Genomic DNA, 17641 nt, shown 5'->3' on the forward strand with positions numbered 1-17641 from the left:
CTTAATGCAATGATTTCAATAATTTTAGATATTTTGATTATAATATCAATTTTATCTACTCTTATTAAAATCTATTTCATGATTTTTAATTGCAAATAAAAATCACACCTATTAATTATCAAAATTTACTTCTGATAAAATTAAGGTGTGATTCTTACTTAATTCTAATCTAAAAACTCTATTAAATTTTCTCCAAGCTTACCTATTCTAGCTAAAGAGTAAACATCATATCCCTTTTCTTCTAACTTTCCTCTTCCAACTTGGAAAGATTTTTCTATAACAATTCCTATTCCAGCAACAGTTGCTCCAGCTTCTTCTACTAATCTAGCAGCTCCTAAAGCCGCCTCCCCATTAGCAAGAAAGTCATCTATTATAAGAACTTTATCATCAGCATTTATATATTTTTTTGATAAAGTTAATTCATAATCCATAACTTTTGTAAATGAGTGTACTGTTGTTTGATAAACTTCCCCATTTAATATTTTTGATTGTTGTTTTTTAAGTGTTACCATTGGCAGCTCCATTTGAAGAGCAGTCATAGCAGTTGGAGCTATTCCTGAACTTTCTATTGTAAGTATTCTAGTTATTCCATGATTTTTAAAGTATTCTTTGAAATAAGTTCCCATATTATACATTAATTTTGCATCCACTTGATGATTTAAAAATGAATCTACCTTTAATACTGTTTCACTTAATGCTCTTCCATCTTTTAGTATTCTCTCTTTTAACTCTCTCATTTTACATTGCCTCACTATCTAATTCTTTATTTATATTTTTTTCTTGTTTATCTTCTCTAAGTATTATATTTAAAACTAAAGCAACTATTGTACCAGTTGATATTCCTGAAGAAAACACCATTTGTAATCCTTCTGGTAATTGTGATATAAAGTCTGGTCTAAAAGTAACTCCAAGACCCAGCCCTATAGATGTTGCTATTATTAATAAATTTCTATCATTTATTTCTACTTTACTTAATGTTTTTATTCCTGCTGCTGCAACAGTTCCAAACATTACTATCCCAACCCCCCCAAGAACTGGTTGTGGTATTCCATTTATTAACGCTGCAAATTGAGGGAATAAACCAAGTATAACTAATAGTATACCTGCCATTATTGCCACATGCTTACTTGCCACTTTTGTTAATGGTATTAGACCTACATTTTGACTGAAGGATGTATTTGGGAATGATCCAACAACTCCACCAACGATACTCCCCACACCATCAGCCAATACTCCTGACCCAACTCTTTTATCATCCATGTCAACATCAGATACTTCACCTATTGCTTTTAAGCATCCTACTGTTTCTATTGTTGTAACAAAATATGCTGGTAAAAATGCAATCAAAGCTTTTAAATCAAAAACTACACCGTATTGGAATATTTGTGGTATAGCTATAAAGTTTGCTTGTGTAACTGCTGAAAAATCAACTTTTCCAAGTGGTATACAAATTATGTATCCTACAACCATCCCTATAAGTATCGATGCACTACTTAGAATTCCTTTTCCATATCTGTTTAAAAGCAAAGTAATCATCATAACAAGCATTGCTATTGATACATTTGTTAAGCTACCATAATCAGCCGCTCCTACTCCTCCAGCAGCCCAATCCATTGATACAGGCAGCAAAGTAAGACCTATTAAACAAACTACTGTACCAGTTACTATTGGTGGGAATAACTTCATTAAAGGCTTTATAAAATAACTTAAAATAATTTCAAAAAATGCACCTAAAATTGTTGCTCCAATTATTCCTGGTAATCCCAATACAGAACCTACTGATATGGACGGTGATACAAATGTAAAATCTGTACCCATGATACATGCAACTTTTGATCCTACTCTTCCTACTCCTCTTGCTTGAATTATTGTAGCTATACCTGCAGCTAATATTGAAGCACTAATTACTGCCATGGATGTAGCTGGATCAAATCCTAATGAACTGGATATTACTAAGGGAACGACTATAATTCCTCCAAAAGCTGCAAATATATGCTGAAATCCTAAAAGGATCTTTGTAGCCAAGGCAGGATTATCTTCAACCCCATACTTTAAATTGTTTAATTGTTTTATGTTTGATGAATTCATAACACTCTCTCCCATAGTTTTATTTTTGTGTGTATGACTCAGTTTCTAATAGTTTTTAGGAATTAAAAAACACCTCGATACAAATATCGAGGTGTTTATCCAAAATAAATATAAATCAATCTTAGCTAGTTTATACTTATATATTCTTTAAACTATACCTCGTAGTCTACTAATTTAAGGTTAGCAGGTAGAAACTTACGGACCATATTACCGTCAAATATACGAGTCATTTATTTTTATCTTATTGTACCACATCTACTTTTTTTGTAAATACTTTTTATACAATTAAACATATTTATTCATTAAATGTAAAAAGCCTAGCTGATTTCAACTAGGCTTTTTTGTAACTTAAGGTTTATTTAAATATAATAATCAATTATAGAATCTTGCTTATTTAGTAGGAGCTTTTATGAATCCTTCTTCAGCTATTATATTTTGTCCTTCTTCACTCATTATGAAATCAACGAATGCTTTTGCATTATCAGTCATAGCATCTTTTTTGTTTATTACTAAGAAAGGTCTTGATATTGGGTATTTTCCAGCAACAACATTATCATCATTAGCCTCTACACCATCTATTTTTAAATCATTCAAAGTATCATCTAAATATCCAAATGATATGTATGCTATAGCATTTTCATTTCCTTCTACTGTTGATTTTACATTTCCAGAACCATCACTTATTGTAGCATCTTTAGTTAATTCTTCAGATTCAAATCCTAATATATCTTGGAATCCATCTCTAGTTCCAGAACCTTCTTCTCTTGATATTACTACTATTGAAGCATCTTCTCCACCAACTTCTTTCCAGTTAGTTATTTTTCCTGTAAATATATCTTTAACTTGATCGATTGTTAAGTCTTTCACTTTATTTGCTGTGTTTGTTACAACTGCTATACCGTCAATAGCTATTTGAGTTCCTTCTACATCTGCAGTTTCTTCATCTTTTAAATCCCTTGAAGACATCCCTAAATCAGAAGTTCCATCTATTGTATTTTTTATCCCTGCTGATGAACCAGGTTGTTGTACTTCTATTTTAACATCGTTATTCTTTTGATATGCTTCTGCTAGAACCTCCATTGTTGGTCCTACTGAAGTAGATCCTGATATAGTTATTTTAGCAGTGTCCCCCTCTGAAGAACCTCCTGAACCACACCCTACTGCAAGTCCACTTACCATTACTGCCCCACATAATAATGCAATTATTTTCTTTTTAAACATCTTAATAATCTCCTTCCAAATACCAAAATCTTTTATTTTATTATTTTTTGTTCTCTCGATTTGATTTATCTTACAACTTAATAATACAGAACAAGTGTTAAGAGAGTATTAAGTATACATTAAAGGGGTGTAAAGTTTGTTAAATCCATATTAACTTTACACAATTTAATATTCTACAATAAAATTCGATTTCCTTATATGACTACAATGTATATTTTTTCCATAAACAAAGGAGCTATTTATACATACATTATATAAAAATAGCTCCTTTGTTTATTAACATTATAATTCTTTTTCTAGATCGTCTACTAAATCTTTAAACACATGTAAAGCTTTATCAACAGACTCTTTTTTCTCCATATCCACACCAGCTTTTCTTAGTTGGTTTAATGGGAAATCTGAACCACCACTCTTTAAGAATTCTTTGTATCTTGCTACTGCACTTTCACCTTCTTCAAGTATTTGTTTACTTAAAGCAGATGCTGCTGAGAATCCTGTAGCATATTTATATACATAAAAATTGCTATAGAAATGAGGTATTCTTGCCCATTCTAGCCCTATATCTTCATTTACTTCGCAAGATTCACCATAGTATTGTTTATTTAAGTCATAATAAATATTTGTGAATTCTTCTGCTGTTAAAGGCTCTCCACCCTCAACTTTTTCATGACATATTTTTTCAAACTCAGCAAACATTGTTTGTCTATACACAGTAGTTCTAAATTGCTCTAAGTAATAATTTAATAAATACACTCTTTCTTCTTTTGAACTGGCATTTTTTAATAAGTAATTTATTAATAATAGCTCATTTAATGTAGATGCAACTTCCGCCACAAAGATTTTATATCCCGAATACAAATATGGTTGATTATTTTTTGAATAATAACTATGCATTGAGTGGCCCATTTCATGTATTAAAGTAAATAATGAGTTTAAGTCATCTTTGTAGCTAAGTAATATATATGATTTAGAATCGTAGCTACCCCAAGAATAAGCTCCACCTTGTTTTCCTTCATTATCGTATACATCTATCCAACCTTCAGCAAATGCTTTTTTTACATTTTCTAAATACTCTTCACCTAAAGGTTTTAAGGCTTCTAATATAATTTCTTGTGCCTTTTCATAAGGTATTTCCATATCAAAGTTTTCAGTTAATGGCACATATAAATCATACATATTTATTTTGTCTAGTCCTAAAAATGTCTTTTTAAGATCCATGTATTTATTTAGAGAGTCTAAATTCTCGTGAACAGCTGCAATTAAGTTGTCGTAAACTTCCACACTAACATCGTCTTGGAATAATGAACCTTGTAGCGCAGATTCATACTTTCTTGTTTTAGCATAGAATATTTCGCTTTTTATACCACCATATAAAGTCGATGCAAAAGTATTCTTAAATTGACCATAAATAGAATACATTGCTTCAAATGCATCTTTTCTTACTCGTTGGTCTTTGCTTTTTAGGAATAAGCTAAAGTTTGAGTGCGTTACTTTGACTTTTTCGCCTTTTTCATCTTCTATTTCTGGAAATTGTAGATCAGCAAAAGATAACATATCATATATATTTTCTGGTACACCTGATAAATCAGATACTGCAGCTAATAATTCTTCTTCTCTTTCATTTAAAGTATGTGGTTTTAATCTTAAAATTTCATCTACATGTTTTTTATAATTAGATAACTTTTCACTTTTTAAGTAATTTTCTAATTTTTCATTATCCATAGCAATTATTTCTGGCACCATATATGAAGTTGCCATTGATAATTCTGTAGATAACATATCTGTTTTAGTTGCATTTCCTTGATTCTTATTTATTCTAGTATCTTCATGACTTTTCATATGAGTATACACATATAAATTTTGAAGTATTCTAGATGCTTCTTCTGATATGTTTAAAGCTTTATATAAGTTTTCTTCGCTATCAGCTAAAGTTCCCTTGTATTTCTTAACTTCTTCAATTAAATCTTTTACCTTTTTTATGTCCTTTTCTATAGATGATTCATCTGGGTACATTTCATCTATTGTCCATTTAAATTTATTTTCTATTGTACTTCTTTCCATCTTTTCACTCCTTAATAAATTATTTATCTAATAAACTTCTTTATTTATATATATTTATATTAGTATTTCCAAAATAAAATCGCAAACTACATTAAACTTACTTTATATATTCCATATTAATAACATGATTAATATTTTTCAGTTCTATAATTAACTCATCTAATATTAATCTCTTATCATATTCAATCAAAAGCACAATTTCCCATATTCCTTCTGATTTAGTTATTATTTGAAAGTTTTTTATGGCTATTTCAGATGATTTAATAGTATTAAATACAGTAGATGTCACATCTAAGTTTGTTATAGTTGCTTTTAGTACTGTTTGACTTCGTTTAGATATTACTTTATCAAAATTTTTCAATATATACAGTGTTGTCATCACTAAAATCCATGCCGAAATTCCAAGCACATATTGACCATATCCTATTGCAATCCCAATACATGCAGTAGTCCATATACCTGCTGCTGTTGTTAATCCTCTTATTCCATTGGAATTTTTTAATATAGCTCCTGCACCCAAAAAACCTATCCCAGATAATACTTGCGCAGGTAACCTTGCTGGATCCATATTTGTAATGCTACCATATTGGGTAAATAGTTCTAGAGCTATAATAGATGTAATACATGATCCAATAGATACTAAAATATGTGTTCTAAAACCCGCAAATTGATTAGACTTTTCTCTTTCATAACCAGTAAAACCACCTACTATAACAGCTAATAAGAGTTTTATGATTACTTCCTCATTTTTTAAAATTATGTCCCCCATTTTATCCCCCTTAGAATCATATATTCATATTATATAAGTATTTCATATATTTATTAGTATAGTATATGTTTTTATTCTCTATTCGTAATTACAATCTATAATTCTTCATTTATATTATCTTCATTTGCTAAGATGTTTATATTTGTTGGATATCCAATCTTAATATTATTTTTCTTAAATACTATTAAGACTTGTAATTTAGCTTCTCTCAATATAGCAAAATATTTTTCTGATGTAACTACGCCTGTAATTGTGTATTTTGCACCTATTGATATTTTTTCTATATCTGTTATTCCATAAACTTTAAATCCTAGATTGCTAGATGGTCTTAACTTAACAAGGTACTCTTTATAGTTTTCATTCATTATATTACATACTTCTTGTAATGAATCTAAAACTTTTATCGGATCCTCCTCATAAGAAACTCTAACATGAACAATAACTCTCATCACATCCTTACTATAGTTTCTTATACTGTTAATATTACCATTTGGAATAGTAATTCTTTTTAAATCCCAATCTCTGAGACTAACACTTCTTATGCCAATTTCTTCTACACTACCTCTAAACTCTTCATTTATTACAATAAAATCTCCTACCTGAATTTGCTTTTCAAATAGAATAAAAAATCCATTAAAAATGTCTTTTAGTATACTTTGGGATGCGACTCCTGCCACAATTCCAACTATGCTTGCTCCAGTAACTAATGAACCAAATGCAGTTGCATCAACAATTTCAAACTCTCTAAGTATTAGTATGACGCTTAAAAATAGCATTATATAGTAAGACACAGAGCATAGCACACTACAAAGGGTGTCCTCATACCTCTCATCAAACTTTGTAATTTTAAATAAACCTTTTAAAAAAAATTGTATAATTTTTAACAAAATACATGCGATTATTATGATAAAAATGCTACGAATTAATTTAGAAAAAAACATTTAATCACCTTTAATTATAATAAACTCATAAATAAAATTTGCTTTCTTATTTACATTTATACTTTAGTATACTCATAATTCTCATTTAAAATCACAAAATACATACAAAAAAACCCACATTATTGTGGGTCACTTGCTTGCTTTATATATTCATTTATTAACATATCTATTTTCTGACTTGATTCAACTAGCTCATCTCTGAATATTTCAGGGTACTCTATATATGTATTTATTAATTCCCTTACTTCTTCAATTTCTTTCTTCAGTGCTTCTAATTCACTTTTATCCATAAAAACCACCACTATCAATATGTATTTTATTTAATTCTATCAAAAATTGTTATTCTTTGTCAACAACCTCTCGGAAAATATTGTCAATTTAGGATAACAATACTTTGATACTAATCCTACAAACATCCCTGTAATTAAAGATGCTATAAGCATAAATGGTAAATACCCTACCATATTAATACTTTGTACTATTATACTTGCTACTAATAACTGTCCTATATTATGTCCTATGGCTCCTATAATACTCACTCCTATAAGTGAAAAACCCTTTATCTTACTAGCTAAATACATACAGATTAAACTTAAATATGCTCCTCCAGCACTAAATAATAAGTATGAAATAGGTCCAGCAAAAATAGAAGATAATATAATTCTAACAGTTAATACTATACATGTATCTTTTACACCTAAGATTATCAATGATATAAGCGTTATTATATTTGATAAACCTAATTTAGCACCTGGAAAGATCGCTATAAGTGGGTTAGGTATGTAAGTTTCAATTATATATAATACTAAGCTATATGACACCATCAAACCTAGAAAAGTCATCTTTTTAGTTTTCATTCATTTTCATCTCCATTTTTTAACCTAATATTATAATACAATATATAGTTTAAAACCTCTATATTTTAATTTTTTTTATATAAGTTTTAAAAATCTAATGTTAAAATTATGATTATATTGACATTTTGACTAAATATAGTTATAATTTAATTGATAATGAAACTCATTAGGAGGTGTTAATGATGACTGTTTACGACTTAAAAGTTGGCCAAAGCGGTACAATTCATAATATAGATGGTGACGAACGATTAGCAAAAAGACTTCTTGCTTTAGGATGTATTGCTAATACTGAAATAGAAATAAAAAAAATTGCTCCACTAGGAGATCCAATAATAGTTAATTTTAGAGGACTTAACTTAGCCTTAAGAAAATCTGATGCAAAAAATATATACTTAAAAGATAGTGAGGTGGTTTAGTTGATTAATGTAGCTTTATTCGGTAATCCTAACGTTGGTAAAACTACTGTATTTAACTTATTAACAGGTTCTAACCAATATGTGGGTAACTGGCCTGGGGTAACAATCGAGAAAAAAGAAGGCTTTTTAGATGATAATATAAAAATAGTAGATTTACCAGGTATTTATGCCATGGATACTTTCTCTAATGAAGAAAAAGTATCTAAAGAATTTTTAGAAAAAGGAAATGTTGATGTAATAATAAATGTGGTAGATGCTTCTAATCTTGATAGAAACTTATACCTTACTACTCAACTTATGAAATATAATAAACCAATAGTTATTTTACTTAATATGGTTGACTTGGCTGAGGCTAAAGGAATAAAACTAGATTATGATAAATTAGCTGAAAATCTTAATGTTACTATACTGCCTATAGTTGCAAAGAAAAAAACTGGTTTAGAAAATATTAAGTCTGTAATTGAAAATGCTTCAAAATCTATGATTAATTACTCTATAGATTTTGGTGATGAAACTCAAACTTATAAAAAATTAGAAGAAATTATATCTAATGCTACTATAGTTCCTCCAACTAATAAGAAATCAATAAGTGATCGTATAGATGATATTATACTAAATCCTATACTTGCTTATCCAATTTTTATAGGAATATTATTGCTATTATTTAAATTTACTTTTGATTGGGTAGGTGGACCTTTACAAGAATGGCTTGGAGGAGCAATAGAGACTTATGTTATGGCTCCAGTTGACAGTATGTTAGCTAATTCAAGTGTATGGTTTAAATCTCTTATAGTTGATGGTGTACTTGGTGGTGTAGCTGGTACTTTACCATTCTTCCCTCTAATCTTCACTTTATTCTTCGGAATATCATTATTTGAAGATAGCGGATATATGTCAAGAGCAGCTTTCTTAATGGACAGAATAATGTATAGAGTTGGTTTATCTGGTAAAGCATTTATCCCTATGGTTATGGGACTTGGATGTTCTTCTCCAGCAATAATGGCAACTAGAACCTTAGAAAGTGAAAAAGATAGAAAGATAACAGCATTAATTTCTCCACTTATGACTTGTGGTGCTAAATTGCCTATATATGCTCTATTCGTAAAAATCTTCTTCTCTAGACATGAAGCTTTAGTTACTACTGGTTTATATTTACTAGGAATAGTTGTAGCAATCTTAGTTGCTTTAGTATTAAACAAAACAGTATACAAAACACAAGCAGAACCTTTCGTTCTTGAATTGCCAGAATATAGAGTTCCTACTTTATCATCTTTATTAAAAAATACTTGGAGTAAATCTAAAGGATTCTTAATAAGAGTTGTGACTGTAATGTTTGCCATGTCAGTAGTTATATGGTTCTTATCATCATTTAACTTACATGGATTTACTGAAGATATGAATACCAGCTTCTTATCAAGTTTCGGAAAAATAATTGCTCCTTTATTTGCTCCTTTAGGATTTAGTGACTGGAGAATTTCAGTTTCTATACTTACTGGACTTGGTGCTAAAGAAATAGTTGTAAATACAATGTCAGTTTTATTTGGTAATGATTTAGCTCAAGTTTTACCTACTGTATTCACTGGAGTTACAGCACTTTCATTCTTAGCATTCTCTGCACTATATACACCATGTATAGCAGCACTTGCTACTATGAGAAAAGAATACGGAAATAAAATGATGATAATATCATTATCTTATCAATTTGCCCTTGCTTGGGTAGTTGCATTTATTGTTACTACAGTTGGTAACTTAATAGTTGGTAGTAGTACTTCTGTAGAGTATATAATAGGTGGTTTAATAGTTTTAATCGCTGCATTTATTCTATTTAAAATGTTCACTAAAAAATCAAGCGGATGTAGTTCTTGCTCGTCTTGTCCATCAAGTGGATCATGTCATGCAAAAGCTACAAACGAATAATATAAAAAATTGCTATATTCTAATGAGTATAGCAATTTTTTTATTAACTATTTTATTAATACTGCCGAGCCATGCATATCGCATAGTGGTACTAGGAAAGCATTATTTTCTATGCAAAATTCTTTTACTGCATCTTTCACACCTGGAAACTGAGTACTGTTATAGTCATGTATTATGATCATTCCACCTTTTACAAGCTTAGGGTAGAATACTTTCAACCCTTCATAAGTAGGTTTATACAAGTCTGTATCTAAGCTAACAAAACAAAAACTTGGTAGCTCTTCTTTTACACTCTCAGGAAAATATCCTTTAATAAATATTGCTTGCTCTTTGTATGGCAACTGATTTTTTACTAATTCCATATTAGTATCTGAGAAATCTCCTACCTTAGCTTTTGAATATCCATGACTGTTTTCTATACTCACATCTTCGCTATTAAAACCTTCAAAAGTATCAAAAAGATATAATTTTTTGTTTGGAAATAATCTATTGATTTCCGATGCAAATTTCCCCTTATATACACCTAGCTCGGCAACTTCTCCCTCTAGCTTCTGTTCATTTATCTCAGATGCTATCAATCTCAAAGATGCTAATCTTATATCTATGTATGATTTAAAATCATTAATATTAAATATAATTCCTTTATAATCTAATAATTTTAGTTGTAATTGAATTTCTTCAGATGTTTCTTTATTTAAAACTGTAATAACAATAATATCAGGCATCATTTTTACAGATTCTTTAGCAGAATATATCTTTTTATTACCTTTATATTTTCCACATAAATCTGGATTATTATCTATAAAACCTAATAATTCTAAACCTCCATTTATCCAGTTTGATATCATACTACCAGCTTGCCCTGCCCCAAATATCATTATTTTTTTCATATACTTTTCCTCTTCTTCCTTTTTATATTTATATAATAAATAGTAATAATTTAAACTCTAAATCTCAATATAAATTAAAATTATATATTATCTAAATTCACATTTTTTAAATATTATTTTGGATATAAAAATAGTGAGGATATTGCTCCTCACTATTTTTATATTAAAAACTTACATTTAATTTTACTTCTTTACCATCTCTATTTACTACTAAAGTAGTCTTGTCACCACTTTTATATTCATATAAACGTTTAGTTAAATCAGACATGCTTGTTAGTTTTGTATCTCCTAATTTAACAATTATATCTCCTGCTTTAACGCCAGCTTTTTTAGCTGGAGAATCGTCTACTACTTCTCCAACAAATATACCTTCATCAGTAGCTACCTTCTGTCCTTGAGATTGAGCATAAGCTGCATAAGTTGATGCATCATATCCTTTTATACCAAGTGTTACTTTTTCATAGCTTCCATTTTTAATTACTGATTCTATAATTTCTTTTGCTTGATTAATTGGAATAGCAAACCCTAAACTTTCACCTTCAGATGTCTTTGCTGTATTTATTCCTATAACTTGGCCTTTTTCATTTAATAACGGTCCACCACTATTACCAGAGTTTATACTCGCATCTGTTTGAATAAGCCCCGTCATAGTTGCACTTTCAGTTTTTATGGTTCTATCTAGTCCACTGATTATACCTTGTGTAACTGTTCTTTGCAATTCTAATCCAAGTGGATTACCTATAGCTATAGATATGTCTCCTATTGAAACTTTATCACTATCTCCAAGTTCTGCTGGAGTAAGGCCAGTTTTATTTACTTTTACTACGGCTAAATCTAATTGTGAGTCATACCAAACAACATTACCATCAATACTTGAACCATCATTAAATAGTACATTTACTTTTTTTGCTTCTCCATCAGAAATAACATGAGAATTTGTAAGTATGTATCCATTTGAGTCTACTACTATACCTGTTCCCACACCTTCTGATTCAGTTGGAATAGAAAACATATTATTTGAGCTCATTACAGTTGTAGTAATACCTACTACAGATGGCATAGCCTTTTCTGTTACTGCTTGATACACATTTGTACTTTTTCCAGCGCTATTAATATTGATACTTTGTGATGTAGCGCCTCCATTTGATGATGAAGTTAAATTATTTTTTAATAAAACTACCGTTAAAAATGAACTAAGTACTGAACATATTACTGCTACAATAACTACTAATCCTATCCCTTTTTTTCTAGACATTTTTTCTCCTCCTAACAAAATGAATATATTATTATTTTATTTATATTATTTATTATTAACTTTTAATCTCTTAAACATAAAAAAGAAATCATCACAATCGATATAAATCTCTTATGATGATTTCATTATAATATTTTATTCTTAATTAAACCTTAATTTCTAAAGTCTTTTTTCTAATTCTTCTTTTTCTTTTTCAAATCCTGGCTTGCCTAATAAAGCAAACATATTTTTCTTGTATGCTTCAACACCTGGTTGGTCAAATGGATTTACTCCTAATAAATATCCACTTATCCCACAAGCTTTTTCAAAGAAGTATACTAAGTATCCAAAATTGTACTCATCTAATGTAGGTATGTTGATTAATAAGTTTGGAACTTGACCATCAGTATGAGCAAGTAAAGTTCCTTGGAATGCTTTTTCATTTACAAAATCTAAAGTTTTTCCACTTAAATAGTTAAGTCCATCTAAATCATTTTCTGCTGATTTTAATTCTATGGCTCTTCTTGGTTTTTCCACATTTAAAACTGTTTCAAATAAGATTCTCTTACCATCTTGAACGTATTGTCCCATTGAATGTAAATCAGTTGAAAAATCTACTGCTGCTGGGAATATACCTTTTTGGTCTTTTCCTTCAGATTCTCCATATAATTGTTTCCACCACTCACTTACAAAATGTAAACTTGGCTCATAGTTTACTAGTAATTCTATATCTTTGCCTTTTCTATGTAAAACATTTCTAACAGCTGCATATTGATAGCAATCATTTTCTGCTAAGTTAGCTGTAGAGTAATTTTCGCGAGCATCATTAGCACCTTGCATCATTGCATCTATATCAAGACCTGCTGTAGCTATTGGCAATAAACCAACTGGCGTTAACACTGAGAATCTGCCTCCAACATCATCCGGTATTACAAAAGTTTCATATCCTTCTTCATCAGAAACTTGTTTCAATGCACCTTTACTTGCATCTGTAGTTGCATATATTCTTTTTGCAGCTTCTTCTTTTCCGTATTTATTTTCTAAGAATTCTTTTAATACTCTAAAAGCTATAGCTGGTTCAGTAGTAGTTCCTGATTTAGATATAACGTTTAATGATACATCTTTATCTTTTATTATATCTAATAAGTCCATTAAATAAGTTGAACTTATATTGTTCCCTGCATAATATATTTCTGGAGTCTTTCTTTCTTCTTTATTTAAATTATTTCTAAATGAATGACCTAGACATTCTATGGCAGCTCTAGCCCCTAAGTATGAACCACCTATTCCTATTACTATCAATACATCAGAATCTGATTGTATCTTTTCAGCAGCTTTTTTTATTCTTGCAAACTCTTCTTTATCATAGTTATTAGGAAGGTCTATCCAACCTAAGAAATCATTACCTAAACCTGTTTTGTTATGAAGCATTTCGTGTGCAACATCAACATAAGGTTGTAATGCATCTACCTCTTCCTTAGCAAAAAAACCTAAGGCTTTACTATAGTTAAAATTAATTTTGTTCATAATTTTACTCCCTCTTTTTATAGTATTTATATCATAAAATTATATCATAAAATAGGTTTACCTTCTTGTTAAAAAATTGTTTAATTCATATTATTTTTTTCTCGCATTAGTTAATTTTTAACCTTCTATACAAAAATATAAAAAACCTTAGAAATAATTACTATCTCTAAGGCTTTATTGGTTATCTATTTTTCATTTACACTTTGTGCTATAACTTGTTGAGCTATATTTACAGCATGATCTGAAACTCTCTCTAAATTAGTTATTATTTCTAAGTAAATAATACCATTGTCTATACTACACATATTATTATTTAATCTTCTCATGTGATTTACTCTACATGATTTTTCCATAATATCTACTTGTTCTTCCATTTTTATTACTTTACAAGCAAGGTCTACATCTGATGTTCTCATAGATTCTAATGCATAAGTATAAGTTGATAAAACTTTGTTATACATATCATTTAATTCATTTTTTGCATGATCTGAAAATACAACATCATTAGCTATACTATTTTCACCTAATTCTGCTAAGTTTTCAGCATGGTCACCTATTCTTTCTATGTCATTTACTGTGTTAAACAATGAATCTATCACTTCTCTTGATTCTTCATTTAAAGGTGCCTTAGATAATTTTAGTAAGTAGCTTAATATAGTTTTTTGTAATTCATTTATTGTTTTTTCTTTTTTTAATGTGTTAGATAAATCTTTTTGAGATTTTTCCATTATACCTCTCATTGCACAGTCTAAACTTTGTTTTGATTTCTCACCCATTCTTAATGTTTCTTTCTCAACATTTAGTAAAGCTATTGAAGGTGTTTCAATCATTCTATCATCTATAAATTTTACAACTTTTACATCATCGTCTTCTAAATGTGAGTCTGGAATTAATCTAGTTGCTAATTTTATTATCATTTTATTAAATGGTAATAATATTAATGTTGATGCTATATTGAATATTGTATGAACATTAGCAATTTGTCTTGCAACATTATTTGGATCTATATAAGTTACTCCAGCAACAACTATTTTATTTAAGAATAATAAGAATATTACTGTTCCAAGTATATTAAATATTAAGTGTATAAGTGCTGCTCTTTTTGCGCTTATGCTTGCACCTATACTTGATAATAAAGATGTTACACAAGTTCCTATATTTTGACCATATAATATTGGTAAAGCACTATTAAGTGGTATTAACCCTTGTGATGCTAAAACAACTAGCATACCCATTGATGCACTTGAGCTTTGTATTATTGCTGTTATACCAAATCCTAGTAATAATCCTAAGATTGGATATTTACCAAAAGTAAGTAATGCATTTGTAAATCCTTGGTATTCTGATAATGGTTGCACAGCTTCTTTCATGAAGTCCATGCCTGTAAATAATATACCAAATCCTATTAAAACTTCTGCAATATGTTTAGTTTTTGGCTTTCCACCGAATAAATAAAGAATTATACCTATTCCTAAAGCTACAGGAGCTAGTCCATTCATATCTATAGATACTAATTGAGCTGTTACTGTTGTCCCTATATTAGCACCCATTATAACTCCTACTGCCTGTGGCAATGTCATTATACCAGCATTAACAAAACCAACTACCATTACTGTAGTGGCACTTGATGATTGGATTACAGCTGTTACTAATGTCCCAACAAGAACTCCCATAAATATATTACTCGTCAGAAGTTCTATAATCTTTTTCAGCTTACTTCCAGCTGCCTTTTCTAGGGCTTCTCCCATAAGATTCATTCCAAATAAGAATAATCCTAATCCACCCATAATACCGATGATTATTTCCAATTGTATTCCTCCTTAGTTACATTTAATCATTGACTATTATATTCTGCTTTTAATCCTAAATAAAAAATCTTTTACTACTATGTATTTATGATTTAACGCATAAACATTATATCATAAATTTTCGTTAAATTTTTTTATCAATTCGACTATAATTGTTAAAATTATTTAACAATTGGACAATATTTTTCAATGATCTTTTCTGCACATTTTATACCATCAACTGCAGCTGTAACTATTCCTCCTGCATAACCAGCACCTTCCCCACATGGGTATAGATTTTTAGTACTTACTGATTGCAAAGTTTCTTCGTCTCTTACTATTCTTACTGGAGCAGATGACCTTGTTTCTACACCTGTTAACACAGCATCATACATTGCAAATCCATTCAATTTTCTATCAAGAGATAATAAAGCTTCCTTCATTGTGTTTGTAACAAACTCAGGTAAACAGTCCCTTAAATCAGCTCCTGTTACGCCTGGCTTATATGATGGCTCAACCTTTCCTATATCTGTAGTAATCTTGTCATTTAAAAAATCTCCTACTAATTGCATAGGTGCATTATAACTTTTACCACCTAATTCATAAGCTAGTTTTTCATATTTTCTTTGGAATTCAATCCCTGCTAAAGGATGACTATTGCCAAAGTCTTCTGGTGTAACATTAACTAAAAATGCACTATTTGCATTTACCTTGTCCCTAGCATGTTCACTCATACCATTTGTCACTACTTCAAATTCATTTGATGCAGATGCTATTACAGTACCTCCAGGACACATACAGAAGGAATATGCTGTTCTTCCGTTAGATGTATGCTCTATTAGTCTATAATCCGCTGCTCCAAGCCTTGGATGATTATAGAATTCTTTATATTGAGATTTATTTATTAATTCTTGAGGATGTTCTATTCTAGCTCCAATAGCAAATGGTTTTTGAATAATTTTTACACCTTTGCTATATAACATCTCATAAGAATCTCTCGCACTATGACCAACAGCAAATATTACATTGTCACATTCTACTCTTTCTTTATCATTAACTATTACTGCTTTTATACTGTCATTTTCTACTTCTATATCTGTAACTTGAGTATTAAATCTTACTTCCCCACCAAGTCTTTTTATTTCTTCTCTTATATTTTTTACAACATTTTTAAGTATGTCAGTTCCCACATGTGGTTTATGAGAGTACAGTATATCATCAGGTGAACCAAAGTTTACAAGCTCTTCTAAAACCTTTCTACATCTGATATCCTTTATTCTTGTTGTAAGTTTACCATCTGAAAAAGTACCTGCTCCACCTTCTCCAAATTGTACGTTTGAGTTATTTTTAAATACTCTATTGTTCCAGAAATTATTTATATCTTTTGTTCTCTCATCCACATCTAATCCTCTTTCAATTAATAGTGGATTATATCCTCTTTGTGCTAAAAGTAGGGCTGCAAATAAACCTGCTGGACCACTTCCTACAACAACTGGTCTATTGTTTATTTTATTACTTCCATGTTGAACGCCCACATAATGAGGTTGTTTTACTTCAACTATATCCTTTAGACATTTTTTTAATAACTTTTGTTCATTTTTAAGTTCAACATCTACAGTATAAACAAAATCTATTTTTCCTTTTTTCCTTGCATCTATAGACTCCTTAAAAATATGATATTTTATCAATTCATTTTCTTTTATTTTTAATTTATTTAATACTAACTTTAGTATTTTTGACTTATCCTCATCAATACTAATTTTTATATTCGATACTCTTAACATTTTTTTCTCCTTTATGGTACTTCTATATTTTATATTACCTATTATATTTACCACTAAAAAAAATACCTAGACATAAATTTTCACATATTACTCAAAAAAAATCAAAAGCCAGGAATTTACCAAAGCCTTTGATTTTTCATAAAATTATT

General features: G+C 29.4%; 15 protein-coding genes and 1 riboswitch. Of the genes, 2 read left to right on the forward strand and 13 right to left on the reverse strand.

Annotated elements, in window-relative coordinates:
- Window positions 1-164: 164 nt before the first annotated feature.
- From QX51_RS04260 to QX51_RS04290, 8 genes are all read right to left on the reverse strand, one after another.
- Window positions 165-737, reverse strand: a complete 573-nt coding sequence (locus tag QX51_RS04260) for a xanthine phosphoribosyltransferase (protein WP_039678673.1) — start codon at window positions 735-737, stop codon at window positions 165-167.
- 1 nt (window position 738) lies between these two features.
- Window positions 739-2088, reverse strand: coding sequence for a nucleobase:cation symporter-2 family protein (locus QX51_RS04265; protein ID WP_039678674.1), 1350 nt, complete (start codon window positions 2086-2088; stop codon window positions 739-741).
- 142 nt (window positions 2089-2230) lie between these two features.
- Window positions 2231-2333: riboswitch (purine riboswitch) on the reverse strand.
- Between the two features lie 145 nt (window positions 2334-2478).
- Window positions 2479-3309 carry a phosphate ABC transporter substrate-binding protein gene (locus tag QX51_RS04270; protein WP_039678675.1) on the reverse strand — a complete coding sequence of 277 codons (831 nt, stop codon included), beginning with the start codon at window positions 3307-3309 and terminating at the stop codon, window positions 2479-2481.
- A 282-nt stretch (window positions 3310-3591) separates the two neighbouring features.
- Window positions 3592-5370, reverse strand: a complete 1779-nt coding sequence (gene pepF / locus QX51_RS04275) for an oligoendopeptidase F (RefSeq protein ID WP_039678676.1) — start codon at window positions 5368-5370, stop codon at window positions 3592-3594.
- A 97-nt stretch (window positions 5371-5467) separates the two neighbouring features.
- Complete coding sequence (locus tag QX51_RS04280) at window positions 5468-6139, reverse strand: MgtC/SapB family protein (RefSeq protein ID WP_039678677.1); 672 nt, start codon at window positions 6137-6139, stop codon at window positions 5468-5470.
- A 95-nt stretch (window positions 6140-6234) separates the two neighbouring features.
- The gene (locus QX51_RS04285; protein WP_161791898.1) at window positions 6235-6915 is read right to left on the reverse strand and encodes a mechanosensitive ion channel family protein; all 681 of its coding nucleotides are present in this window, start codon (window positions 6913-6915) and stop codon (window positions 6235-6237) included.
- A 284-nt stretch (window positions 6916-7199) separates the two neighbouring features.
- On the reverse strand, window positions 7200-7370 hold the full coding sequence (locus QX51_RS19855) for an aspartyl-phosphate phosphatase Spo0E family protein (RefSeq protein ID WP_074080148.1): 171 nt from the start codon (window positions 7368-7370) through the stop codon (window positions 7200-7202).
- A 39-nt stretch (window positions 7371-7409) separates the two neighbouring features.
- Window positions 7410-7937, reverse strand: a complete 528-nt coding sequence (locus QX51_RS04290) for a Gx transporter family protein (RefSeq protein WP_039678678.1) — start codon at window positions 7935-7937, stop codon at window positions 7410-7412.
- A gap of 182 nt (window positions 7938-8119) precedes the next feature.
- Here QX51_RS04290 and QX51_RS04295 point away from each other — a divergent pair, with 182 nt between their 5' ends.
- Complete coding sequence (locus QX51_RS04295; protein WP_039678679.1) at window positions 8120-8353, forward strand: FeoA family protein; 234 nt, start codon at window positions 8120-8122, stop codon at window positions 8351-8353.
- Window positions 8354-10270 carry a ferrous iron transport protein B gene (gene feoB / locus QX51_RS04300; protein ID WP_039678680.1) on the forward strand — a complete coding sequence of 639 codons (1917 nt, stop codon included), beginning with the start codon at window positions 8354-8356 and terminating at the stop codon, window positions 10268-10270.
- A gap of 47 nt (window positions 10271-10317) precedes the next feature.
- Here the strand turns inward: feoB and QX51_RS04305 are convergent, their stop codons facing one another.
- From QX51_RS04305 to QX51_RS04325, 5 genes are all read right to left on the reverse strand, one after another.
- Complete coding sequence (locus QX51_RS04305) at window positions 10318-11160, reverse strand: TylF/MycF/NovP-related O-methyltransferase (protein WP_039678681.1); 843 nt, start codon at window positions 11158-11160, stop codon at window positions 10318-10320.
- A 163-nt stretch (window positions 11161-11323) separates the two neighbouring features.
- Window positions 11324-12415, reverse strand: coding sequence for a serine protease HtrA (gene htrA, locus QX51_RS04310; protein ID WP_039678682.1), 1092 nt, complete (start codon window positions 12413-12415; stop codon window positions 11324-11326).
- Window positions 12416-12574: 159 nt separating this feature from the next.
- Window positions 12575-13921 carry a glucose-6-phosphate isomerase gene (locus QX51_RS04315; protein ID WP_039678683.1) on the reverse strand — a complete coding sequence of 449 codons (1347 nt, stop codon included), beginning with the start codon at window positions 13919-13921 and terminating at the stop codon, window positions 12575-12577.
- A gap of 185 nt (window positions 13922-14106) precedes the next feature.
- The gene (locus QX51_RS04320) at window positions 14107-15729 is read right to left on the reverse strand and encodes a Na/Pi cotransporter family protein (protein WP_039678684.1); all 1623 of its coding nucleotides are present in this window, start codon (window positions 15727-15729) and stop codon (window positions 14107-14109) included.
- Window positions 15730-15890: 161 nt separating this feature from the next.
- Entirely contained in the window at window positions 15891-17492 is a 1602-nt protein-coding gene (locus tag QX51_RS04325; protein ID WP_039678685.1) for an NAD(P)/FAD-dependent oxidoreductase, read from the reverse strand.
- Between the last annotated feature and the right edge of the window lie 149 nt (window positions 17493-17641).

It is taken from the genome of Terrisporobacter othiniensis (assembly GCF_000808015.1).
Classification (GTDB): domain Bacteria; phylum Bacillota; class Clostridia; order Peptostreptococcales; family Peptostreptococcaceae; genus Terrisporobacter; species Terrisporobacter muris.